At 60.3% G+C, this 21,336-nt stretch carries 21 protein-coding genes; 10 read left to right on the top strand and 11 right to left on the bottom strand.

Translation table 11 applies throughout. From position 1 onward, the window contains the following. Positions 1 to 267: 267 nt before the first annotated feature. The 6 genes from BLS87_RS15085 to BLS87_RS15060 form a co-directional block, all read right to left on the bottom strand. Positions 268 to 666 (bottom strand): response regulator, encoded by a 399-nt coding sequence (locus tag BLS87_RS15085; RefSeq protein ID WP_074753291.1) that lies wholly within the window; start codon positions 664 to 666, stop codon positions 268 to 270. Positions 667 to 969: 303 nt separating this feature from the next. Continuing rightward, positions 970 to 2,301 (bottom strand): deoxyguanosinetriphosphate triphosphohydrolase, encoded by a 1,332-nt coding sequence (locus BLS87_RS15080; RefSeq protein WP_074753290.1) that lies wholly within the window; start codon positions 2,299 to 2,301, stop codon positions 970 to 972. A gap of 85 nt (positions 2,302 to 2,386) precedes the next feature. Beyond that, on the bottom strand, positions 2,387 to 3,550 hold the full coding sequence (locus tag BLS87_RS15075) for an EAL domain-containing protein (protein WP_074753289.1): 1,164 nt from the start codon (positions 3,548 to 3,550) through the stop codon (positions 2,387 to 2,389). 156 nt (positions 3,551 to 3,706) lie between these two features. Further along, complete coding sequence (locus tag BLS87_RS15070) at positions 3,707 to 4,048, bottom strand: hypothetical protein (protein ID WP_074753288.1); 342 nt, start codon at positions 4,046 to 4,048, stop codon at positions 3,707 to 3,709. Beyond that, positions 4,045 to 4,431 (bottom strand): phage holin family protein, encoded by a 387-nt coding sequence (locus BLS87_RS15065; RefSeq protein ID WP_074753287.1) that lies wholly within the window; start codon positions 4,429 to 4,431, stop codon positions 4,045 to 4,047. Before BLS87_RS15065 ends, BLS87_RS15070 begins: the two co-directional genes overlap by 4 nt. A gap of 5 nt (positions 4,432 to 4,436) precedes the next feature. Beyond that, a complete protein-coding gene (locus tag BLS87_RS15060) occupies positions 4,437 to 4,751 on the bottom strand; it encodes an ElaB/YgaM/YqjD family protein (protein ID WP_074753286.1) in 315 nt (104 codons plus the stop codon). 357 nt (positions 4,752 to 5,108) lie between these two features. On the opposite strand from BLS87_RS15060, the gene BLS87_RS15055 reads away from it, so the two are divergent. The 3 genes from BLS87_RS15055 to BLS87_RS15045 all read left to right on the top strand — a co-directional run bounded on the left by BLS87_RS15055 (position 5,109) and on the right by BLS87_RS15045 (position 7,814). After that, entirely contained in the window at positions 5,109 to 6,317 is a 1,209-nt protein-coding gene (locus BLS87_RS15055; RefSeq protein WP_074753285.1) for an ammonium transporter, read from the top strand. A gap of 138 nt (positions 6,318 to 6,455) precedes the next feature. After that, positions 6,456 to 7,541, top strand: coding sequence for an acyltransferase family protein (locus BLS87_RS15050; protein WP_074753284.1), 1,086 nt, complete (start codon positions 6,456 to 6,458; stop codon positions 7,539 to 7,541). Between the two features lie 36 nt (positions 7,542 to 7,577). Continuing rightward, entirely contained in the window at positions 7,578 to 7,814 is a 237-nt protein-coding gene (locus BLS87_RS15045) for a glutaredoxin family protein (protein ID WP_074753283.1), read from the top strand. A 27-nt stretch (positions 7,815 to 7,841) separates the two neighbouring features. Here the strand turns inward: BLS87_RS15045 and BLS87_RS15040 are convergent, their stop codons facing one another. Beyond that, positions 7,842 to 8,108 carry a hypothetical protein gene (locus BLS87_RS15040; RefSeq protein WP_074753282.1) on the bottom strand — a complete coding sequence of 89 codons (267 nt, stop codon included), beginning with the start codon at positions 8,106 to 8,108 and terminating at the stop codon, positions 7,842 to 7,844. On the opposite strand from BLS87_RS15040, the gene BLS87_RS33765 reads away from it, so the two are divergent. Both BLS87_RS33765 and BLS87_RS15035 read left to right on the top strand, forming a co-directional pair. Further along, positions 8,088 to 8,366 carry a hypothetical protein gene (locus tag BLS87_RS33765; RefSeq protein WP_143024388.1) on the top strand — a complete coding sequence of 93 codons (279 nt, stop codon included), beginning with the start codon at positions 8,088 to 8,090 and terminating at the stop codon, positions 8,364 to 8,366. The two genes, BLS87_RS15040 and BLS87_RS33765, sit on opposite strands and share 21 nt — an antisense overlap. Positions 8,367 to 8,580: 214 nt before the next feature. Continuing rightward, positions 8,581 to 9,471 (top strand): pseudouridine synthase, encoded by an 891-nt coding sequence (locus BLS87_RS15035; RefSeq protein ID WP_074753281.1) that lies wholly within the window; start codon positions 8,581 to 8,583, stop codon positions 9,469 to 9,471. 182 nt (positions 9,472 to 9,653) lie between these two features. On the opposite strand, the gene BLS87_RS15030 is transcribed toward BLS87_RS15035, so the two are convergent. Beyond that, positions 9,654 to 10,289, bottom strand: coding sequence for a histidine phosphatase family protein (locus BLS87_RS15030; protein WP_074753280.1), 636 nt, complete (start codon positions 10,287 to 10,289; stop codon positions 9,654 to 9,656). Positions 10,290 to 10,681: 392 nt separating this feature from the next. On the opposite strand from BLS87_RS15030, the gene BLS87_RS15025 reads away from it, so the two are divergent. Then, on the top strand, positions 10,682 to 12,019 hold the full coding sequence (locus BLS87_RS15025) for a PQQ-dependent sugar dehydrogenase (RefSeq protein WP_074753279.1): 1,338 nt from the start codon (positions 10,682 to 10,684) through the stop codon (positions 12,017 to 12,019). Between the two features lie 416 nt (positions 12,020 to 12,435). Here the strand turns inward: BLS87_RS15025 and BLS87_RS15020 are convergent, their stop codons facing one another. Next, entirely contained in the window at positions 12,436 to 13,470 is a 1,035-nt protein-coding gene (locus tag BLS87_RS15020) for a LacI family DNA-binding transcriptional regulator (RefSeq protein WP_074753278.1), read from the bottom strand. A gap of 234 nt (positions 13,471 to 13,704) precedes the next feature. Here BLS87_RS15020 and BLS87_RS15015 point away from each other — a divergent pair, with 234 nt between their 5' ends. Next, positions 13,705 to 14,598, top strand: a complete 894-nt coding sequence (locus BLS87_RS15015) for a DMT family transporter (RefSeq protein ID WP_074753277.1) — start codon at positions 13,705 to 13,707, stop codon at positions 14,596 to 14,598. Between the two features lie 12 nt (positions 14,599 to 14,610). On the opposite strand, the gene BLS87_RS15010 is transcribed toward BLS87_RS15015, so the two are convergent. Beyond that, a complete protein-coding gene (locus BLS87_RS15010; protein WP_074753276.1) occupies positions 14,611 to 15,507 on the bottom strand; it encodes a DMT family transporter in 897 nt (298 codons plus the stop codon). 133 nt (positions 15,508 to 15,640) lie between these two features. On the opposite strand from BLS87_RS15010, the gene BLS87_RS15005 reads away from it, so the two are divergent. Next, positions 15,641 to 16,975 carry an aminotransferase-like domain-containing protein gene (locus BLS87_RS15005; RefSeq protein ID WP_074753489.1) on the top strand — a complete coding sequence of 445 codons (1,335 nt, stop codon included), beginning with the start codon at positions 15,641 to 15,643 and terminating at the stop codon, positions 16,973 to 16,975. 176 nt (positions 16,976 to 17,151) lie between these two features. Then, positions 17,152 to 17,835 (top strand): ATPase, encoded by a 684-nt coding sequence (locus BLS87_RS15000; protein ID WP_074753275.1) that lies wholly within the window; start codon positions 17,152 to 17,154, stop codon positions 17,833 to 17,835. 249 nt (positions 17,836 to 18,084) lie between these two features. On the opposite strand, the gene BLS87_RS14995 is transcribed toward BLS87_RS15000, so the two are convergent. After that, positions 18,085 to 20,508, bottom strand: a complete 2,424-nt coding sequence (locus BLS87_RS14995; RefSeq protein WP_074753274.1) for a glucose/quinate/shikimate family membrane-bound PQQ-dependent dehydrogenase — start codon at positions 20,506 to 20,508, stop codon at positions 18,085 to 18,087. Positions 20,509 to 20,832: 324 nt separating this feature from the next. Here BLS87_RS14995 and BLS87_RS14990 point away from each other — a divergent pair, with 324 nt between their 5' ends. Then, positions 20,833 to 21,243 carry an ester cyclase gene (locus BLS87_RS14990; RefSeq protein WP_074753273.1) on the top strand — a complete coding sequence of 137 codons (411 nt, stop codon included), beginning with the start codon at positions 20,833 to 20,835 and terminating at the stop codon, positions 21,241 to 21,243. The last annotated feature ends 93 nt before the right edge of the window (positions 21,244 to 21,336 follow it).

The following is a 21,336-nucleotide window of genomic DNA, read 5'->3' as shown; positions in this document are numbered from 1 at the left end:
TACCGCATTGACGTACGTCAATATCCATGGGGACCATAAATGTTTAAAAAAGTCGAGGTTTTCTACGTTGAAAAAGTTATCAGAATAAATATGTTTATTTCGAACAGTCTTGATCCTGCACGGGCGTATATCGGCGGCGCTCCCTCTAAGCGATTGATGTTTTCAGACAGCAAGCCTGTGCGGGATGTCCGCGAAAACTTAGCGTAAAAACATAGTCGTTATTCGCAGTCGGGTGCAGTTAAGTGTCCGTGAGATGTTCAAGAAGCGTCAGGGGTCACTGTCCGTGGGCGTAATGAGTCGTAAGAGTTCCAGCGTGTTCAGTGGCTTGTTCAGGCAGCCCAATAATGGGACGCCTCGCGCCCGGGCCTCGCGTTCGATGTCGGCCAGTTGCGAGGCATCGAGACCGCTGAGCAGCACGGCGTGATCGACCCATCCATGCTGGCTGGCTTTCTCCACCAGTTCGATGCCGCACATGTCCGGCAGACGCTGATCGCACAGCAGCAGGTCGTAGGGTTTGTCGCTGCGTTCCAGCGCGGCGAGCGCCTCACGGGCATTCAAGGCCGGTGTCAGCAGGTAAAGGCCATGGTTGTTGAGCAAAATCTGCAGGGCGATGAGCTGGAACGGGTGGTCCTCTACCAGCAGGATTCGCAGGTTGCGTTTGAACATCGGTCTTTCCAGGCTGAGCGACAAACCCTGATCGGGCGCAGCCACGGGACGGGGCGCTCGACAGGAGTGGTTGCGAATGAGGTCGGCGAGCAGGTAATGACTCGAGTCTGCCGGCGTTAACGAGCTGGCGGATTATTCGGTAGAGGTGTGAGGGCGGCGATAGGACGAGTCTGATTGGTGCGTGGGAAACATCCGAAGATTCGGTTTTCTTTTCCGGATGTCATGAAAAGAAAAGCCCAAACTCCTGACGGAATTCGGGCTGCTGAACGATCAGGCTGATTCGGTCGCGTCAGCCCTGGCGGTTCAGATCGGGCTCGAACGGCCCGTCATCTCGCGAGCCATTTCGCTGGCGTAACTGTCAGTCATGCCCGCGATGAAATCGATGACCCGCAGGAAGGACGTGTGCAGGGGCGCCTTCGGATCCGGCGCGCTGTTGCCCAGCAGATCCAGAATGCGTCGGCTTTTGAACGACGGTGTATGGCCGCCAAATTGCTCCAGTGCGGCGCCACAGAACGCGTTCAACAGAATCTCCAGCGTGGTGTAGGCGCCGATCTCGTGCAGGGTCTTGCGTTTGTCCTGGAAGATTTTCTTGCGTGCCATGTCCTTGGCATTCAGGACGCAGCGCTTGGCCGGTCCGTGCATGTGCTCTACCAAGTCGCCCTGCAACGTGCCCGCAAGCAATGCATCCTGTTGCTCGACGAAGGCGCGTGCGGCTGCATTGGTCAGGTGTTCGATCGCTTTGCCGCGCAGGATCGCCAGCTTGCGTCGACGGGAATCACCCGGGCCGAGTTGACGATAGGTCTCGGGCAGGTCGTCGCCTACCAGGCCCAGCAGCAGGGATTCCACTTCCGGGTAGGTCAGCAACTCCATCTCCAGCCCGTCCTCAAGGTCAATCAAGGCGTAACAGATGTCGTCAGCCGCCTCCATGAGATAGACCAGTGGGTGGCGTGCCCAGCGCTGTTCTTCCAGCTGCGGAAGGCCGAGCTTGTGAGCGATCTGCTCCAGGATCGGCAGCTCGCTCTGATAGCAGCCGAACTTGTGCTTCTTGTACCCAAGAGAGTCGGCGTGCCGGGCGGTCCACGGGTATTTCAGGTAGGTGCCCAGTGTCGCGTAGGTGAGCCGGGTGCCACCTTCGAACTGGTGATATTCGAGCTGGGTCAGGACCCGGAAACCCTGGGCGTTGCCTTCGAAGTTAAGGAAGTCGTTGCGCTCAACCTCGCTCATGCCATCCAGCCAGCCGCGTCCGGCCGCTTGCTTGAACCAGTTGCGAATCGCGTCTTCGCCGGAGTGGCCGAACGGTGGATTGCCAATGTCGTGGGCCAGACACGCCGATTGCACGACCATGCCCAGATCGCTCGGCTCACACCAGTCGGGCAGCGCGCTGCGCAGGGTTTCGCCGACACGCATGCCCAGCGAACGGCCCACGCAGCTGACTTCCAGTGAGTGGGTCAACCGTGTGTGAATGTGGTCATTACTGGTGACCGGGTGAACCTGGGTCTTACGTCCGAGTCGGCGAAAGGCGCCGGAGAAAATGATCCGGTCGTGGTCCTTGTGGAACGGGCTGCGCCCCAGTTCTTCAGGGCTGTGCAGGGTTTTGCCAAGGCGCTCGCGGGTGAGCAGGGTTTGCCAATCCAAGGCCGGTACTCCATCGGGTGATTACCGGCCTAGCTTCCCGGTTCGTCCGTCGGGCTGCAAGCAGAAGATGGGGTCGAGTGCGGGATTAAAATCCCGCCGCGTCGACGTCGATCAGCAACAGTCGCTGTCCGTTGTCGAAGAACTGCCCGGCGGTGAGGCAGTACTGGTTGCTGGTGGCGTCACGGTAGGTGTTGGACAGCGTCAACCGCCGCTCATGCCAACCCTCTGCAAGCAGATGATAGAAGTAGGGGCGCCACGACCAGTTATGGCCCAGGTAGCGGGTATCGGCCGTCCACGCGCCGTTGCGCCGCTCGACGTTGGGGGTGAGTTGCGTGCCGTGTCGGTCACACTGGTAGAACCGCAGAAGCCAGGGGTACTCCTGAACGTTCGGCAACTCGTCCAAAGGGGCATCGCCCTCGGCCCAGGCTTGCAGGCGCAGCATCAGCTGACTGAGCTGTTTGCGCAGATTCATCAGGCGCTCGCGCTCGACCACTTTCTGCATCACGTAGCGATCGCGCAGTTCGGCGAATCGTTCGACAAACGCATCGGCCGCGAAGAACTCCATTTCTGCCTTGGCGAACAGAAAGCCCTGCACGTAGCGTGAGCCGCACTCCAGTGCGAAGTGGAGTTCGGCCTCGGTTTCGACACCTTCGGCGATGATCCAGCAGCCCGTTTTTTCAGCCATCTGGGCCAGGGCCCTGACCACATCGCTGCTGGGTCCGCCGCGGGCAGCGGCCTGAAACAGGCGCATGTCCAGCTTGAGAATGTCCGGTTGCAATGCGAGGACGCGATCCAGTTGCGAATAACCGGCGCCGAAGTCGTCGATGGCGATGCGCGCCCCGGCTTCACGGTAACGCGCCACGACGTCACTCAAGCGCTGACTGTCGCCGCCCAGTTCGGTGATTTCGAAGACGATGCGCTGAGGTGGGATGCCATGACGTTGCAACTGTTTGAGGCTTGGCAGCGGTTGGCCGGGGCGCAGACGGCTGATCCAGCGCGGTGAAATATTGAGGCTCAGGAACCAGTCGCCAGGAACCTCATGCAGACGCCCCAGAGCGTTATCCCGAATCAGGCGGTCCAGTCGACGCAACTCGGCAGCGGGCCGTTTGGGGTCTGCGAACAGGGGGCCGACCGATTGCAGGCGGCCGTCATCCTGACGCAGGCGTCCCAACGCTTCTATCCCGGCAATACGGCCTGTGGCGGTATCGATGAACGGCTGAAAGCAAGCTAGCGGTTGCCCATCGATCACATGGCCTCCTCATGAGTGGTTATTGGCTTTGTTGTTCTTGCACAACGTTGCTGCGCGCAGCATTTTCTGACGCGACGACGCGCTTTTGTCCAATGTGAACCATTGGACAAAGGCGCGGGTCAGGTTTGTTTGCAAGAATGCAGCCAAATGGCCAGCTCAGGGACGGCGACCGCGGCTCTGAAGGATGAGTCTAATCAGCGGCATGAGGGTGGCGCTGAGTTTGACCAGTCGCGTGACGCTGCCGGTTCGTTTGCTCCGCGCACCTTTGCCGGTCAGGAAGCCCAGCAGGGAAACGATGCCGACTCCCCACAGCGGCGCGTGTTTGATACCCAGTGAACCGGGGAAGTCGTGGGCCATACCGCGCATACGATGCAGCGGACGCATCAGTTGGGCCGATTCGTGGCGAATCTCCTGGCGATGCATTTCCATGCGCAGGCGAATCAACGCCTTTCGCAGTTCTCGACGATTATGGGTCTGAGGCAATTCAGGCAGGCTCATGGCATCAGTCGCTCGCGGTCGTTGGCCAGTTCTTCCAGCGTCGAATGGAAGGGTGAAGACTCATCGAAAATCGCTGCCTTGAGGCGCATGGCACAAAACAGCGCGGCAAGCGTATAGAACACGCACAAGCCAATGATGCCGGCCAGGCGGTAGCTGTCCCACACCAGAATCAACAACAATGCCGACAGCCCGATGAGCAGCAGAAGGGCGAATACCAACGCCAGCCCGGCGAACAACAACAGGCTGACGGTGCGGGCTTTCTGCTCCTGCAGTTCAATGCCGAACAACTCGACATGGCTGTGCAGCAGGCCCAGGAAGGCCGCACCCAGACGGCGCGGCGACGACGTGTGATCGGTCTCGGATGGACCTGTTCCCGGCGTCATATCAATCAGCGCCTTGTGGCCAGCAGGCCCAGAAGGAACCCGACACCGGCGGCAATGCCGACGGACTGCCACGGGTTGTTCTGAACGTATTCTTCGGTCGCAACGACCGCTTCCTTACCGCGTTCGCGAAGGGTTTCTTCGGCAAGGGCCAGGGTTTCACGGGCGCGCTGCAGGCTTTCATTGATCTGATCGCGCAGGACGTCAGCTTGATCGCCTGCGAGGGAGGCCGTGTGCGCCAGCAGTTTCTCCGTGTCGGCAACCAGTGTCTGGAAGTCTGCCATCAAAATGTCCTGGGCTTTCTCTGCTGTTGGGCGAGCCATGGTGTTCTCCGTTGGGGTGACGATATGGGATTTCGAGTATGGCGCATTACTGAAGGTTCATTCCAATTCCCGCAACTTGTCTGCATCGTGACTGGTACAGCTTTTGCTGTGGGATGGTGCGCCAGGGAGGCGGCGCGCTCCAAAGAAGAGCGCGCAGTGTCGGCAACGTCAACGAGACGTTGATTCATCACCTTAAAATCGAGAAAACCACTCAGGCGTGCAATTTTTTGGTCTGTGGTCGTGCACCAAAGCGGGTGGGCTAACCCTTTCCTTGCTCTGTATTGGTGCTATTTGCGTGCGACGACGGAAGGATTGTCCTGCCTTGGTGCTTTTCATTAATTGCAGGCCTGCCCCTCGATGGAAAATGTCCCAAGTGCGGTGGACACTCTCGTCCACAGCACCAATACCCTGTTCATTCTGATCGGCGCCGTCATGGTCCTGGCCATGCACGCCGGTTTCGCCTTTCTTGAAGTTGGAACCGTTCGGCAAAAGAACCAGGTCAATGCCCTGTCGAAAATCCTCAGTGATTTCGCGGTATCGACCCTGGCGTACTTTTTCATTGGCTACTGGATTTCCTATGGCGTGAGTTTCCTGCAGCCGGCGGCGGTCCTGGCCACTGATCACGGCTACAGCCTCGTCAAGTTCTTCTTCCTGCTGACCTTCGCTGCCGCGATCCCCGCGATCATCTCCGGCGGTATTGCCGAACGGGCGCGTTTCGCCCCGCAATTGTGCGCGACGGTGCTGATCGTGGCGTTTGTCTATCCCTTCTTCGAGGGCATGGTCTGGAATGGCAACTTTGGCCTGCAGTCATGGTTGCGAAACACGTTCGGCGCCAGCTTCCATGATTTCGCAGGCTCCGTGGTGGTGCATGCCATGGGCGGCTGGCTGGCGTTGGCGGCGGTGACCTTGTTGGGGGCGCGCCACGGCCGATATCGCGACGGCAAGCTGGTCGCGTATCCGCCTTCCAGCATTCCCTTTCTCGCCCTCGGGTCATGGATTCTCATTGTCGGCTGGTTCGGGTTCAACGTGATGAGCGCCCAGACGCTGGACGGCGTGAGCGGCCTGGTGGCGGTCAACTCGTTGATGGCGATGGTCGGCGGCACGGTGGCGGCCTTGCTCGTGGGTCGCAATGACCCCGGCTTCTTGCACAACGGACCGTTGGCGGGACTGGTGGCGGTCTGCGCAGGATCTGATTTGATGCACCCGGTCGGCGCCCTGGTCACCGGTGTTATCGCGGGAGCCCTGTTCGTCTGGTGTTTCACGGCCGCGCAGGTACGCTGGAAAATCGACGATGTATTGGGCGTCTGGCCGCTGCATGGGCTCTGTGGTGTGTGGGGTGGTGTTGCCTGCGGCATCTTTGGCCAGACAGCGTTCGGGGGAATCGGCGGGGTCAGTCTGGTCAGCCAGCTGATTGGCAGCGCACTGGGCGTGCTGATCGCGCTGGCAGGCGGATTCCTTGTCTATGGCGTGATCAAGCTGTGCCTGGGGCTGCGATTGAGTCAGGAGCAGGAGTATTACGGCGCCGACCTGTCGATCCACAAGATCGGTGCCGTCAGCCACGATTGAGGCGTGATGTTGGCGCTTGGCTATGCTTATCCGCGAACGGGTAAGCACGGCCTTGCGCAGCGTAGCGCCGGATGTTTGCCCGTCGACCTTCCTGATTTGTCGCCATCCTGTGGATCGCGTCCGTTGTAGGAGCAGTCGATGGAACGCATTTATTCCCTTCAGGGGCTGAGGGGCGTTGCCGTGTTGGGCGTGGTGCTCTTTCACATGACGGCGGTGGAACACAAATATTCGGGCGGGGACATTTTGTTGCCGCCTTTGCTGGATTTCTTCCAGCTGGGTGTCGATCTGTTCTTTATTGTCAGCGGCTTCGTCATGGTGATCGTCAGCCGCGGGCGGTTCCAGAGCGTGGCCGAGTCGAAGCGTTTTTTGTTCAATCGCGTGTCGCGCATCTACCCGACCTACTGGCTGTATTACGGCCTGACACTGGCCGTGCTGCTGGTGCAGCCGGGCATGGTCAACAGCACCCACGGCTCGTCCAACCTGCTGATGTCATTCCTGTTGCTGCCCAACGATAAAGTGCTGCTGGTGATGGTGGCCTGGTCGCTGCTGTTCGAACTGTGGTTTTACCTGGTGTTCACCGGCCTCATGTGCTTTCGCGAGCGCTGGCTCCCTGCGTTGCTTGTCGGTTGGGCAGCGATGCTGGTGATCTTCAACAGCGTTCAGGATTGGCAGGACTACAGTCCGGCCTTGCAGATCATGCTGCATCCGTATGGGCTTGAGTTCATCGTCGGCGTTGCGCTGGCGTTGCTGTTTTACAGTCGTCTCAGCGCGAGGATTCCGACATCGCTCGTCGGTGCTGCGCTGGTTGCCGCGCTGCTGCCGGGTATTGGACTGATCGGCTATTACCGACTGTTCGACGGCGTGGGAATGCTGCGCATGCTGGCCGTGAGCGCCGTGTTCGGCACGCTGATTCTGGGCTTGGCGGTTTTGGAGCGCCGTAGGCACCTTCGAATGCCTGCTTTTTTGGTCGCCGTGGGCGACATGTCCTACACCGTGTACCTGTCGCACCTGCTGGTGCTGGGGGTGATCGGGCGTGTCTGGCAAATGCTTGGCGCGCGCCCTGACTCGCTGCTGGACAATGTGCTGTTCTCGGCGCTGATGATGACGGCGGTGTTGTGTTATGGCTGGGTCGGTTATCGCTGTTTCGAAAAACCGGTGCTGGACCGTTCCAGCGCGTTTTCCAGACGGCGCTTCAGACTCGACGGCATTTCAGGGCAGGCCTAAACTGGCATTCCCGTGTCTTGCTCGAAGGGTCTCGTCATGCCGCCGGAATGCCAACTGTTCAGTACGCTGGGTTGTCACTTGTGCGAAGTCGCAGAGGCCGAGTTGATGCCATTGGTCGAGCATGGACTGTTGGTGGAATTGATCGATATCGCTGAGAGCGAAGCCATGAACGATGCCTATGGCCTGCGCATCCCGGTGTTGCGGCGCACTGACACCGGTGCCGAACTGGACTGGCCGTTCGACACCGGGCAGGTGGTGATGTTTTTGCGTTAGGCCAGAGCGGCCTTGCAGACAGCGGCCTTACAGGTACTGAGTGTCCACGACCATGGCCTTGGCCACGGCTTCTTTTTGCGCTTCGCTCATGCCATCCCAGACGTGGACTTTGGCGTAGTAGCCAAGGCCGGCGACGACGTAGAGGCTCAGGGTGAAGACGATGGACACCGACATGAAGGTCCAGCGACCGACATCGCGCTCTTCGTCAGAGAACGATTGCGAATAGCTGTCTTCGCTCTCGGCAGTGGTACCGGTGGACAGGCGTTTGATCCATTGAAACAGTTGACCGAGCATGGCGAAACCTCAAAGTTTGAAATAGAAAATCTGTCGTGGGCAGTGCAAGACACCGGGTGTCTCGAGTCTTCAGTGCCGACGTTGCAAGTCCGGCGTGGGCGCATGGCGCGCTGTACAAACGCTGAAAACGAAAAAAGCCCGTCGAGGACGGGCTTTCTTTTTATGAGTTCAGGTCTGGCAGGCGTTTTCGAAGTCGACCTTGAAAAAGGTCGTTCACCTTCGGTTTCGCGCCTGCTTGCCGATTTAGAAACATTTTAGAACAAATCAAATCCGCCATCTACCGCTGTCATGTAGATGTCAGACAACTGGTACGCGATTGGCCTGCGACATTTCGTCACGCGCACGCGAAGGGCCTGGAAACACAGGCTCAACGGGGTGAGGGACCTGCCTTGGCCGCGTCGCTCGCACGAGTCCAAGGCGCTGGGTAATAATGCAGCGCTTGTCGCGTCTGCCATCCCGATCCGAGTTACCCATGTCCGAACCCGTTTTCACGCCCGCTCACCGTCAGGCCAGCACCCTTTATTTACCGCCGGGACCTTGGCCGACGGTACTCGATTGCCTGTGCGAACGGTTCAATGCGATCCCCCGTGAGCAGTGGCTCGATCGTATTGCCCGGGGCCGCGTGCTGGACGGTGAGGGAAATCCGATTGCAGTGGATCTGGCGTATCGCGAGGGACTGCGGATTCATTACTTCCGTGAAGTGCCCAACGAAACGGTGATTCCGGTGCAGGAGACCATCCTGTATGCCGACGAACATCTGGTGGTCGCGGACAAGCCGCACTTTTTGCCGGTGACGCCCGCCGGTGAATACGTCGAACAGACCCTGCTGCGGCGTTTGATACGCACGCTCGACAACCCGGACCTGGTGCCGCTGCACCGAATCGATCGGCACACGGCGGGTCTGGTGTTGTTCTCCGCCAACAAGCAAACCCGTTCGGCGTATCAAGCCTTGTTCCCCACCCGCCAGATCGAGAAGCGATACGAGGCCATTGCCCGTGCGCTGCCCGAACTTGAATTCCCGCGGGTGCACAAAACCCGACTGGTCGATGGCGAACCATTCTTCCGCATGCAGGAAGGGGAAGGGCAGAGCAACACCGAAACCCGGATCGAAGTGTGCGAGAAAAACGGCGAACTGTGGCGCTATGGTCTTTACCCGGTGACCGGCAAGAAGCATCAACTGCGGGTGCACATGGCGGCGCTCGGAGCGGGCATCTGTAACGACCCGTTCTATCCCGAGGTGATCAAGGACGCGGTGGATGATTACGACAAACCGTTGAAGCTCTTGGCCCAAGGCTTGCGCTTTGTCGATCCGGTCAGCGGCCAGGAGCGGTTTTTTGAGAGCCGGATCACGCTGGATTGGTGAAAGGTGTTCGTGCATGTCATGGAACATTCGCGAAGCGGTTTTTCTTCAGGCACTCAGCATCTGTGGGAGTGAGCGTGCTCACGAAGAAGCCAGTCCATCATCCCTGCTGAACGCCCGACCATCAGCCTGCCTGAGCAAACTCACTCCCACCGTTAAGTGCTCGGTCCTGCCCATCATTCAGCTCACTGACAGCGAAGGCCCTCTGCCGCCAGGCTGACCCGCATCCAGGCAAACCTGCCGCCGCGAATCACCAGCACCTGATCCTGAGGAATTTCCAGCAAGGGGACCTCGGCGTCGGGCACCTCAGTCAACAACGCCAGGCAGCTTCGTAGCACGCCCGCATGGGCCACCAATACGGTGTCGCGCTGCAGCGCCTTGAGCAGGTTGCCGACGCGTTCAAACACGTGTGGATAGTTTTCACCGTCTTTGGGAATGAAATTCAGCGGGTCGGCCTGACGCGCCACGAAGCGTTCAGGCTGACGCTCGGCGATTTGTTGCCAGTCCATGCCTTCCCACTCACCAAAATTGATTTCAATCAGGCGGTCGTCAGTGCGGTAGTCCGCCGCATCAAGGCCCAGTTGCCGACGAACGATTTCCATGGTCTGGCGGGTTCTGCTCAACGGGCTGGCGATGAAGTCCACTGACGCATTCACGGGTAACAGCCACTTCAGGCAAGTCCCTGAAACCACGGCCTGACCCTGGCCGACCTCATTAAGTGGGATGTCCCGGCGACCTTGCAGCAGGCGCCTGGCGTTCCAGTCGGTTTCACCGTGGCGGATCAGGTAGAGCGTTGGAGCATTGGGGTCGTTGATGTCCATCAAAAATTCCGGTTATGAAAACGGTCTGTGCGTGCTTGTCCAGCACTGCGTGAACTCTTAACGCAAATTGTCTTGGCAACGTTAATAAATAATAGAAATGGTAAAAATCCACAGGGCTAATCGTGTTGCGTAGGCTCGTCTCGCTGATGCTGAGCGAACTGCGCGCAGAACTCGGTCCTGCGCCTGGCCTGGTGAGCGGATACGAGCGTGCCGGGTGGGTTGCGCATGAAGCGTTGAACCGATGCCTCGACGACACGGTCGGTAGATTCGTGCCTGAAAAACAAATCTGATGTGTGCCCCGCACGCTGTTTGACGTCAGGCGACATGGCCATACTTCGAAAGACGTTGATTTTTAAACACTGGCCCACGGATGGCCGTCGCGAGGTTACAAGATGATTGTGTTGCGCCGATGTGCACTGCTGATGACCGCTGCTGCGTTGCTCAGCGCCTGTGGTGAGTCTTCCAAGTTGCCTTTTCAGGCCGGTGTTGGTCCCAAGCCGCAATTGCCCGAGCCTGTCAGCTCTGTCATCCCGACCTTGAAAGTGTCCAAGGCGGTAGGCTGGAGCGGGAGCGAGACGCCGAAAGCGCCCGACGGTTTCAAGGTCCAGGCGCTGGGGGACAATCTTCAGCACCCGCGCTGGCTGTACAGCCTGCCGAACGGCGACGTGCTGGTGGCCGAAAGCAACACGCCGCCCAAGCCTGAAGGTGTCACCGATGGCGGGACGGGGTTGATGGCCTGGGTCAAGCGCACGGCGTCGGGCATTGTGATGAGCCGCGTCGGTGCTGAAGCCCCGAGTGCCAATCGCATCACGATCCTTCGTGACGCTGATGGCGATGGCAAGGCCGAGGTGCACAAGGTGTTCGTCAGCGGACTCATGTCGCCCTTCGGCATGGCGCTGATCGGTAACGAGCTGTTTATTGCCAACGCCGATGCGATCGTCAAGGTGCCTTACACGGACGGCCAGACCGAGATCAGCGCGACGCCGGTAAAGGTCACTGATCTGCCGGCGGGCCTGAACCATCACTGGACCAAAAACATCGTGGCCAACCGTGATGGCTCCAAGCTGTATGTCACCGTGGGTTCCAACAGCAATGTCGGTGAAAACGGCCTTGAGGCGGAAGAAGGCCGGGCGGCCATTTGGGAGGTCGACGTCAAGAGCGGGCAGAAACGCCTGTTCGCCAGCGGCCTGCGCAACCCTAACGGGCTGATCTGGAAGCCAGGCAGCGATGAACTGTGGACGGTGGTCAACGAGCGCGACGAAATCGGCAGTGACCTGGTGCCTGATTACCTCACGTCGGTGAAAGACGGGGCGTTTTATGGGTGGCCGTGGAGCTATTACGGCAACCACGTCGACAGCCGCGTGCAGCCGCCGCGTCCTGACATGGTCGCCAAAGCCATCGCCCCCGATTACGCGCTGGGCACCCATGTGGCCCCGTTGGGCCTGACCTACTCCGACGCCCGCGGTATGCCACACAACTTTGCCGAGGGTGTGTTCGTCGGCGAGCACGGCTCGTGGAACCGCAATCCGCAGGCGGGTTACAAGGTGGTGTTCATTGGCTTCAAGGACGGCCAGCCATCAGGGATGCCGGTGGATTTCCTGACCGGGTTCCTGAATGCCGACGGCGACGCGCAAGGCCGGCCGGTAGGCGTGATCCTCGACAAGCAAGGTTCGTTGTTGGTGGCCGACGATGTGGGGAATCGGGTCTGGCGTGTGAGCCGTAGTCGATAGGAGAGGCTTCGGGATGCCAGGTGTTTGATGTTGGGCGGTGGTCGTCACCTGGCGTGCCATCGATCTGCGGAGTAAGGGCAGCGAAGTCGGCGACCGCGGTGTATCTGGAGCGTCGATGCGGCTGGCTTTACTGCCGCTGCGCGCCAGATCGCGGCCGTCGTAACCTCCGACTGCTCCCACGCCCTCCGGGCAGAAGCGGGATTGCGGTTTGCCTGCACGCCTTCTGGGCGATAGCAACGTCGCAATAGGCGTGACGGTATGCGATTGGTTTTTTATTCTCGCCGCAGTCCGTAGGAGCGTGGCTTGTCCCGCGATCTGGCGCGCAGCGGCAGTAGACCTGCAAACACGGTCAGCCTGGCTCACCGTGCTGGATGATTTAAGGACCGCTGCGCGGCCCTTCACGGCAGGCTAACGCGTCAGGTGCTTTCTCTGGCCAGGATTTCGTACCCCGTCACCACCACCGCTGAAGGCCGCGGCAGGCCTTCGCGGCGGGCGTTGGCGCCTGCCAGCAGCAGCTCTCCCGCACGACGGCCGATGTCATAAGGGTCAACGGCAATCGTGGTGATGCTCGGCGTGCAATAGCGTGAAACTTCGAAGTCGCCGAATCCGGCCACGGCAATGTCACGCGGCACGTTCAGGCCTCGGCGATGGCATTCCATGATCGCGCCGAACGCTGAGAGATCGCTCACGCACATCACGGCATCCGTGTCGGGCCATTTCTCAAACAGCAGTGCCACAGATTCGCCGCCATGACTCATGGTGATCGGCGATTCCCCATGTTCGATGATCCGCGGTTCCAGCCCCAGGGCGGTCAGGGCGGTCAGGTAGCCCCGCTGGCGCTGTTGGCCGCGATGGTCGAGCATCGAAGCGCCGCCGATGAACGCGATGCGCCGATACCCCTTGTCGTACAGATGACGAACCATGGTCGCGGCGGCGTCGGCGTTGGAAAAACCCACGGACTGTTCGATGGGGTCGTCGGGCACGTCCCAGGTTTCGACCACCGGGACCTGCGCCTGGCGCAGCATCTGCCGGGTGCTGTCCAGGTGCGAACTGCCCGTGAGCATCACCCCCAGCGGGCGGTGCCGCAGCAAGGTGCGGACCAGCAGCGCTTCCTGTTCAAGGTGGTAATCGGTGTCGCCGAGCAACAGGCACAAGCCCTGTTTGCTAACCACGTCGTTGAGGCCGCGCACGGTGTCGGCAAAGTTGGAACTGACCAGCGAGGGCACCAGCGCGACGACGAACTCGGAGCGTCCGCTCGACAGCATCCCGGCCGAGGCGTCCGGCAAGTAGCCGAGGCTATCGATCGCTGCTTGCACCCGTTGAGTCGTCGAGGGCGACACATCCCGCCCGGCCAGCACCCGCGACACGGTCATTTTGGAGACGCCCGCCAGTTTGGCGACATCGGCCATTCGCGGCACGGCGCCGGATTTTTCGGGTTCCTTGACACTCATATCGTGTGGCGACTTCCTGAAGGGGACGGGCGAGGGCGGGCAATCGAGCGCACGCGGAGGCGATTATATAGGCTGAAATTGACCGCCGGGTCGCTGCTGCGCATCTGGCGCGCGTTTTCAGACTACCCGAGGTGGCGCAAACCCGGCAGTTTAGGCTGCGCATTGGACGCGGTGCCTGCTTGTGGTGTACTCCGCCCGGTGTTCCCGTCTTTCACTCCATCCCCGGTTGGCCCGATGAATTCGTCTACCCGTTCCCACCGTCATGTCATCGGTATGTGGTTGATGGCCAGCGTAGCGCTGGCGTTTGCCAGTCACGATACGGTGTCCAAAGTCCTGATTCTTGCGCTTCCCGTGATATTCGTGGCGTGGGCGCGCTACCTGATTCACACCGTGCTGGTGACCAGTGTCATCCTCCGGAACCGTGCGAAGAGTGGCGACAAAAACGTCTTTCACACCCAACGTCCCTGGCTGCATCTGCTCAGAGCGGTGGTGCTGCTGGCCGACAGCCTGACCTTTTTATTTGGCCTCACCCATGTGCCGTTGGCGGAGTCGACAGCACTGGTGTTTCTCGCGCCGGCCTTCGTCACGCTCCTGTCGCCCTTGCTGTTCGGCATCAAGGCGGATCGCTTGCAGTGGTTGTCGGTGATCGTGGGCTTTGTCGGCGTGCTCGTGGTGATCAACCCGACGGGGGATGGCTTCTCGCTGTGGATGTTATTTCCGCTGGCAACGGCGTTCTTCTTCGCCCTGTATCAACTGCTGACGCAGCTGGCGAGCGAGTCTGACAGCCCGTGGATGTGCAGCTTTTACGTCGGCGTGTTCAGCACTGCGTTGCTGAGCCTGGTCGTGCCCTTTTACTGGGTGTCGCCCAGTGCATTGCAATGGGTGCTGCTGTTGATTCTGGGTGGCATGGGGCTGTCGGCGCACTTCCTGATCTCCAAGGCCTACCAGTACGCGTCGTCCTCCTTGCTTGCTCCGCTGGGTTACTTGCAGATCGTTTTCGCGACCGGGTACGGCATGGTGTTTTTCGACAGTTATCCGGTCATGTCGTCGGTGTTCGGCATGGTGCTGATCTGTTTGAGCGGTTTGCTGGTGTACATCAAGCGCGCCTCGAACGCCCTGGCGAACTGAGTCCGCTCAGGCTCAGCGGGAAAACCGGCGCGCACCCGCCACACACAGGATCACCGCGACGGTCACTGCCAACATGCCGGGGCTGACCTGCTCGTGCAGCAGGGTTGCGGCCAGGGCCAGTCCGAAAAACGGTTGCAGCAATTGAAGCTGGCCGACGGCGGCGGTACCGCCCTGCACCAGACCCCGGTACCAGAACACAAACCCGATCAGCATGCTGAACAGCGACACGTAACCCAGGCTGAGCCAGGCAGGCAGCGAAATGTGCGAAAGCGAAGGGGGCGCGGTGAACCCCGTCAGGATCAGCATGACCGGCAATGACAGCACCAGTGCCCAGCAGATCACTTGCCATCCGCCCAGTGTCTTGGAGAGCTTCGCACCTTCGGCGTAGCCCAGGCCGCACACCAGGATCGCCAGCAGCATCAACAGATCGCCAACCGGCGAGGCCGTCAGCCCCTGCGAGACGGCAAATCCCACCACCACCGTACTGCCCAATGTCGAAAACACCCAGAACACCGGCCTCGGACGTTCGCCACCCCGCAACACGGCAAAAGCTGCCGTGGCCAACGGCAGCAGGCCGACAAAGACGATCGAGTGCGCCGAAGTCACGTATCGCAGTGCCAATGCGGTCAGCAGGGGAAAGCCGACCACCACGCCCATCGCGACGATGAACAAGGGCAGCAGCTGTGAGCGCGCGGGGCGTTTCTGTTTCAGCAGCAGTAGCACGCACAACGCCACGACGCCTGCAATGGAGGCTCGGGCCACCGTCAGAAAGACCGGCGCGAACTCCAGCACGGCGATGCGGGTTGCGGGCAGTGAACCACTGAAGATGATCACGCCGATCAGTCCGTTGAGCCATCCACTCGATGTCTTGTCAATGCTGCGCTGCTGCAGGTTCGATGCCTGTTCCATGTGCGACGGACTCGATAATGACCGGCACGCAAGGCGCGATGACTATCGCGTTCGGTGAAGCGGTCGGTTGTGCGGGATCAATCCTAGGGTGCAGAATCATTACAATCAAAAAATTGTCATGGATACATCGCCCGTGCCCCGTGCTCGTTACAAACTCATCGTCGACCGCTTCGCAAGCGAGATCGCGTCCGGTGCGCTGCCGCCCGGTACGCGTTTGCCCACTCACCGGCAGCTGGCTGAAGAGCAGGGCCTGGCGCTGGTGACGGCCTCCAGGGTCTACGCGGAGCTTGAGGCAATGGGCCTGGTCAGCGGTGAAACCGGGCGAGGAACATTCGTCCGGGAAATCGCCCTGCCGCTCAGCCATGGCGTTGATCAACAGGCCACGGCCGCCGGCATGCTGGACCTCAACTTCAACTACCCGGCGTTGCCCGGGCAGGCTGAGTTGCTGCGTGGCGGCTTGCGGCAGTTGGCGTTGTCGGGGGATCTTGAGGCGTTGTTGCGTTATCAGCCGCACGCCGGACGAGGGCATGAGCGTGCGTGCATCGCCCGGCACCTGGCGGATCGTGGGCTGACGGTCGAGCCAGAGGAATTGCTCATCGTCAGTGGCGCGCAGCACGGCCTGGCCACCGTGGTGATGGCGTTGCTGAAGCCGGGGGATGTGGTGGCGGTCGATGCGCTGACGTATTCCGGTTTCAAGGTCATCGCCGAGGCGTATCGGCTGGAGCTGGTCCCGATTCCGCTGACCGGGAATGGCCCTGATCTGGAGGGACTGGAGAGGCTGTGTCACAAGCGACGAGTCAAGGCCGTCTACACGATGCCGACCCTGCACAATCCCATGGGTTGGGTGATGGATGGGCCGTGGCGCCAACGTCTGGTCGACATCGCGCGGACTCATGGCTTGATGCTCATCGAAGACGCCGCTTACGCCTTTCTCGCCGACGGGGCGCCTGCACCCTTGAGGGCGTTGGCGCCGGAACTGACGGTTTACGTATCGGGTTTCTCCAAGAACATCGCCACTGGATTGCGGGTGGGTTACGTGGTCGCGCCGCTGCAGTGGGTGCCTGCCATGGAGCGCGCCATCAGGGCGACCACCTGGAACACACCGGGCGTCATGACGGCGCTGGTCTGCGGCTGGATCGAAGACGGCACGGTCGCCAGGCTGGAGGCGCAGAAACGCGTCGATGCCCGGCACCGCCAGACGCTGGCCGCGAAGGCCCTGGCGGGGCTGCAAATGATCAGCCATCCGTCTTCGTATTTTCTGTGGCTGCCCTTGCCGGAGGAGGTACGTGCCGATCAGGTGGCCGTCGCGCTGCTGTCGGAGAATATCGCCGTGTCCACCGCCGAGCCGTTCGCGGTTTCCACGCCGGTGCCCCATGCGATTCGTCTCGCGCTGGGCTCCCTCGAACCGGGCGCCTTAGTGCAGGCGCTGCATAAAGTTCGCCAAGTCATCGGCAACTTTGCCTGGTGAGTTAGTCTGGATAAGCATATTGAAAAGTTGCTTTATTCAGGAAAACGTAAAGGACTCTTTCTGTGCACGTACCATTCGTGCAATCGATAGTTAACATCAAGGATTGAGAGTTCTTTTTTTCCAGCAAAGGAGCAGGATAGAGCCATACCGAACTGGCTTCAGAAGGATGCCCCGCGATGAGAATTTCAACGTTACTGACTCTTGTCGCTGTACTGGCAGGTGGCGCCGCTGCCACTGTTCCGGCCTACGCTTCCGACTACGTTTCCAAGGAGCAGGCGTGCCACTTCCTTCCGGTGGCGGACAGCACCTTTGCCCTGAAGCACACTCAGTCTGTCGGTGTGCTTTACAGTGAAAACACCGTCGCCACCCTTGAGTACCTTGAGCGTTACCACGCGGTTGCGTTGAAAGGGGTCAAGAACGGTGCACTGGATTCACGTATTCGCAATGCCTTCGTCAACAGCTCCGATCCCAAACTCGCCATTGAGTGGTTGCACGGCTCGCTGGCGAAGGAATTTGCTTCGGTCACGGTCTACGACAACCTGGATGCACTGATGAAGGCGCGTCCGGATGTGGTGGTGATGCTCGACACGTACAGCCAGTTGGTGACCCAACGTAACAGCCAGGTCGAGGCGCGGTTCGTTGCCAAGTTCTATGACTCGAACCTGCAGTACATCGGCAAAGCGCAAGGCGTCGGTGCCAAGGCGCTGACGTCGGTCTGGGTGCATGACAAGGCAGCGCCGGAAATCGCCGCTCAGATTGATTCGCAACGTGACCTGCAGATCAATGCGCTGAAGCAGTTCGACATGTCCCTCAAAGCCCTGGTGACCTCGGGTGAGGTGGCTCAGGTTGCCGGCAACTGATCGTCTGCTGGGATAAAAAAACCGCTGTCTTGACGACAGCGGTTTTTTTTTGACGGCGCCTGATCAGGTTGATCATTCTTCCGCTCCGCGTGGTAATGCTCGACAGGACGCTCCGCGTCTCAATTGACGCAGAGCGTCAGTACCTGCGTGACCACGCGGAGCGTGGGAACGATCAATCACAGGGTTGGGTGCTCGCGGAGCAGTTTCGCTGACAGGTCCAACCCATCACTGCTCCGCCAACCTCATCTGTCAGTGACTGTCCGGCAACCCATAAGCAATCACGTAGTCCCCGCGATCCGCTGACTGACGCGCACCGCCTGCGGTGATCACGATGTACTGCTTGCCGGTCTTCGGCGACACAAAGGTCATCGGCCCACCCTGGCTGCCCACAGGGAGACGGGCTTTCCAGGCTTCCTCACCGTTGGCGCTGTTGAAGGCGCGCAGATAGTAGTCCTGCGTCCCGGCGATGAAGATCAGGCCGCCCTGAGTCGAGAGCGTGCCACCCAGCGTCGGCATGCCGATCGGCAGTTGCATGTGCATCTTGATGCCCATCGGGCCGGTGTCCTGCACGGTGCCGACCGGTACCTGCCAGGCAATCTTCTGCGTCTTCATGTCAATGGCGGTCAAGGTCCCGAACGGTGGCGCCTGGCACGGAATGCCGGCGACCGACAGGAAGCGGTTCTTGTTCACCGCATACGGAGTGCCCTTAAGTGGCACAGCGCCCATGCCGGTGTTCAGCGCTTCGCCGCCGGACGATGCTTTCGCGTCTTTTTGCTGCGGCACCATCTGGCTCCACAGGCCCAGACGCATGTCGTTGACGAAGATGAAACCGTGCACCGGATCGGTCGACAGGCTGCCCCAGTTCATGCCGCCCAGCGAGCCCGGGAAGCTCAGGGAAACGTCGGTGCCCGGCGCGGTGTACAGACCGTCATAACGCATTTTCTTGAACGAGATACGGCATAGCAACTGATCGAACGGGGTCGCGCCCCACATGTCCGACTCGGTCAGGGTTTGCGCGCCGATTTGCGGCATGCCCACCGATTTCGGCTGGGTCGGCGAGTACGGCTCGTTCGGGATGTTGGACGGCTTGACCGGCACTTCCTTGACCTCGGTCAGCGGCTGGCCGGTGTGGCGATCCAGCACATAGATCTGACCGGCTTTGGTGCCGATGACGACTGCCGGAACCTTGCTGCCGTCCTTCTTGGTGAAGTCGATCAGGCTTGGCTGCATCGGCAGGTCGAAGTCCCACAGGTCATTGTGGACGGTCTGATACACCCACTTCTGCTCACCGGTGGTCGCGTTCAGCGCCAGTACCGAGGCGCCGTAAGTGTGATCGAGCTGGGTGCGTTCAACGCCGTAAATGTCAGTGGACGAACTGCCCATCGGCAGGAATACGGTGTTCATGGCCGGATCGTAAGACATCGGCGCCCAGCTGTTCGGTGTACTGCGCACGTAGGTGCTGTCGGCCGCAGGGGCTTTCTTGTCTTCAGGGTTGCCCGGGTCGAACGCCCAACGCATCTCGCCGGTGACGACATCGAAACCACGGATAACGCCGCCTGGCATGTCGGTCTGCACGTTGTCGGCAACGCGACCGCCCACCACCACGGTAGTGCCTGCCATCAACGGCGCGGACGACAATTGATAGTAGGAGTCCGGTACCTTGCCCAGGCCGGCTTTCAAATCCACCTGGCCGTTGTTGCCGAAGCCTTTGCAGAACTCGCCGGTGTCGGCGTCGACAGCAATCAGACGCGCGTCGATGGTGTTGGTCAGCAAACGGCGCTGGCAGTTGGCACCGGCCGGTACGGTCACGGGAGCCGCCGGGGTGCTGCCGTCAGTCGGCTGAGCGACGGCGGCGGTGGCGTCGAAATACGCAAGCCCGCGGCAACGCTGCCACACCGCCGACTTGGCGTTGATTTCGTTCTTCCACAGCTGTTTGCCACTGTCGGCATCCAGGGCGATGACGTTGTTGTGCGGCGTGCAGATGAACACTTTGTCGCCGACCTGAAGCGGGGTCATCTGGTCTTCCGCACCGTTGCCGTCACTGAGGGCGACGTCGCCTGTGTGGTAGGTCCAGACCGGCACCAGTTTGGCGACGTTACTGCGGTTGATCTGGTCCAGCGCCGCAAAACGGCTGCCGCCTTCGTCGTTACCGTAATGGGCCCAGTTTTTCTGCGCCTTGGCCGGATCGACCTTGGTCAGGGCAGGGCCGTCACCGGTAGGGGGCACCGACGCGTGAGGCTGAAACATGCCCCAGAAACCGGCTGCCATGGCAATCGCCAGAAGGCCGCCCAACAGGTAACCGCCTTGACCGCCCGGCAGACCGTTGGCCTTGCGCAGTGTCGGGTAGACCAGCGCCACCAGCAGGCTCAATACCGCCAGTGCGAACAGGCGCGAGACCAGTGGCCAGAACACCAGTCCAGCATCCGCCAGCGCCCAGATCACGGTCAGTACCATGATCGCGGCGAACAGCCAGGCGCCCGAGACGCGCTGTTTGAACAGCAGAAACGCCGAGGCGATCATACCGAGACCGGCCAGCAGGAAGTACCAGCTGCCACCCAGTGTGACGAGGTAGCCGCCACCCGCTGCGAAAAGTAATCCAAAAACAAGCACGCCCAGTGCGACGACCCAGATGGGCCAGCGACTGACGGATGCCGAAGGTCGAGACGTTGTCATGTTGCGTGATCCTGCTGACGATGAGCGTTGTGCATGCGCTCAAGGGATTGGGGAGAACGGTTTTTCAGCACGACGGCCGCCCGGTTGTCAGCGCCGGAGGGATGTCGGAGGGTAATTAACCAGTTAGTTAATTTGGTAAAGATAGCAAAAATTGGCCGGGCTGCGGCAAATTGTCCGGGATAAACAGTGTTGCGCAACGGGTAACAATGTGGGGTAGAGCGTTGATTAACCCCCAGCGGCCAGTGCGCCGATTTGAACCATCACGCCCGCCGGGCGCCCTAAACTCTCGAGTGCTAATGGCGCAACTGCAGAAGGGTGCTTCCCATGGATAAGCAGGAACTGAGTGATCGCTATCGCGGTTACATCGATTGTCTCAATCGTCAGGACTGGCCCGCACTGGGTGAGTTCGTCGATCAGGACGTTCATTACAACGGCCAACGCATCGGGTTATCCGGCTATCGAACGATGCTCGAAAACGATTTTCGCGCCATCCCGGACCTGCATTTCACCCTTGACCTGCTCATCACCGACCCGCCGCATGTGGCCGTGCGGCTTTGCTTTGACTGCACACCGGTCGGTGAGCTTTTTGGTCTGCCGGTCAACGGAAGGCGTATTCAATTCACCGAGAACGTGTTCTATGCGTTCAGGCAGGGGCGTGTCTGTAACGTCCATTCGGTCATCGACAAAGCAGCCATCGCATCGCAGCTTCTGCCTCTGAAGCCAAATGATGGCTAGCTCCTGCATAAACAGCCAGTTACGATAGCCATTCGCAATCATTGGCCGGTATGACGAAGCGTATCGTCAGTCGAGCCTGACGCGCTGCCCATC

The organism is Pseudomonas abietaniphila (assembly GCF_900100795.1).
GTDB lineage: Bacteria > Pseudomonadota > Gammaproteobacteria > Pseudomonadales > Pseudomonadaceae > Aquipseudomonas > Aquipseudomonas abietaniphila.
The sequence above is the reverse complement of the archived record's forward strand: the minus strand, read 5'-3'. Positions and strand labels throughout refer to the sequence as shown.

What these genes read in the sequence shown, in the direction of transcription:
- BLS87_RS15085 (WP_074753291.1), bottom strand. Translation starts at nt 666, where the DNA reads ATGTTCAAACGCAACCTGCGAATCCTGCTGGTAGAGGACCACCCGTTC.
- BLS87_RS15070 (WP_074753288.1), bottom strand. Translation starts at nt 4,048, where the DNA reads ATGAGCCTGCCTGAATTGCCTCAGACCCATAATCGTCGAGAACTGCGA.
- BLS87_RS15065 (WP_074753287.1), bottom strand. Translation starts at nt 4,431, where the DNA reads ATGACGCCGGGAACAGGTCCATCCGAGACCGATCACACGTCGTCGCCG.
- BLS87_RS15060 (WP_074753286.1), bottom strand. Translation starts at nt 4,751, where the DNA reads ATGGCTCGCCCAACAGCAGAGAAAGCCCAGGACATTTTGATGGCAGAC.
- BLS87_RS15055 (WP_074753285.1), top strand. Translation starts at nt 5,109, where the DNA reads ATGGAAAATGTCCCAAGTGCGGTGGACACTCTCGTCCACAGCACCAAT.
- BLS87_RS15050 (WP_074753284.1), top strand. Translation starts at nt 6,456, where the DNA reads ATGGAACGCATTTATTCCCTTCAGGGGCTGAGGGGCGTTGCCGTGTTG.
- BLS87_RS15045 (WP_074753283.1), top strand. Translation starts at nt 7,578, where the DNA reads ATGCCGCCGGAATGCCAACTGTTCAGTACGCTGGGTTGTCACTTGTGC.
- BLS87_RS15040 (WP_074753282.1), bottom strand. Translation starts at nt 8,108, where the DNA reads ATGCTCGGTCAACTGTTTCAATGGATCAAACGCCTGTCCACCGGTACC.
- BLS87_RS15035 (WP_074753281.1), top strand. Translation starts at nt 8,581, where the DNA reads ATGTCCGAACCCGTTTTCACGCCCGCTCACCGTCAGGCCAGCACCCTT.
- BLS87_RS15030 (WP_074753280.1), bottom strand. Translation starts at nt 10,289, where the DNA reads ATGGACATCAACGACCCCAATGCTCCAACGCTCTACCTGATCCGCCAC.
- BLS87_RS15025 (WP_074753279.1), top strand. Translation starts at nt 10,682, where the DNA reads ATGATTGTGTTGCGCCGATGTGCACTGCTGATGACCGCTGCTGCGTTG.
- BLS87_RS15020 (WP_074753278.1), bottom strand. Translation starts at nt 13,470, where the DNA reads ATGAGTGTCAAGGAACCCGAAAAATCCGGCGCCGTGCCGCGAATGGCC.
- BLS87_RS15015 (WP_074753277.1), top strand. Translation starts at nt 13,705, where the DNA reads ATGAATTCGTCTACCCGTTCCCACCGTCATGTCATCGGTATGTGGTTG.
- BLS87_RS15010 (WP_074753276.1), bottom strand. Translation starts at nt 15,507, where the DNA reads ATGGAACAGGCATCGAACCTGCAGCAGCGCAGCATTGACAAGACATCG.
- BLS87_RS15000 (WP_074753275.1), top strand. Translation starts at nt 17,152, where the DNA reads ATGAGAATTTCAACGTTACTGACTCTTGTCGCTGTACTGGCAGGTGGC.
- BLS87_RS14995 (WP_074753274.1), bottom strand. Translation starts at nt 20,508, where the DNA reads ATGACAACGTCTCGACCTTCGGCATCCGTCAGTCGCTGGCCCATCTGG.
- BLS87_RS14990 (WP_074753273.1), top strand. Translation starts at nt 20,833, where the DNA reads ATGGATAAGCAGGAACTGAGTGATCGCTATCGCGGTTACATCGATTGT.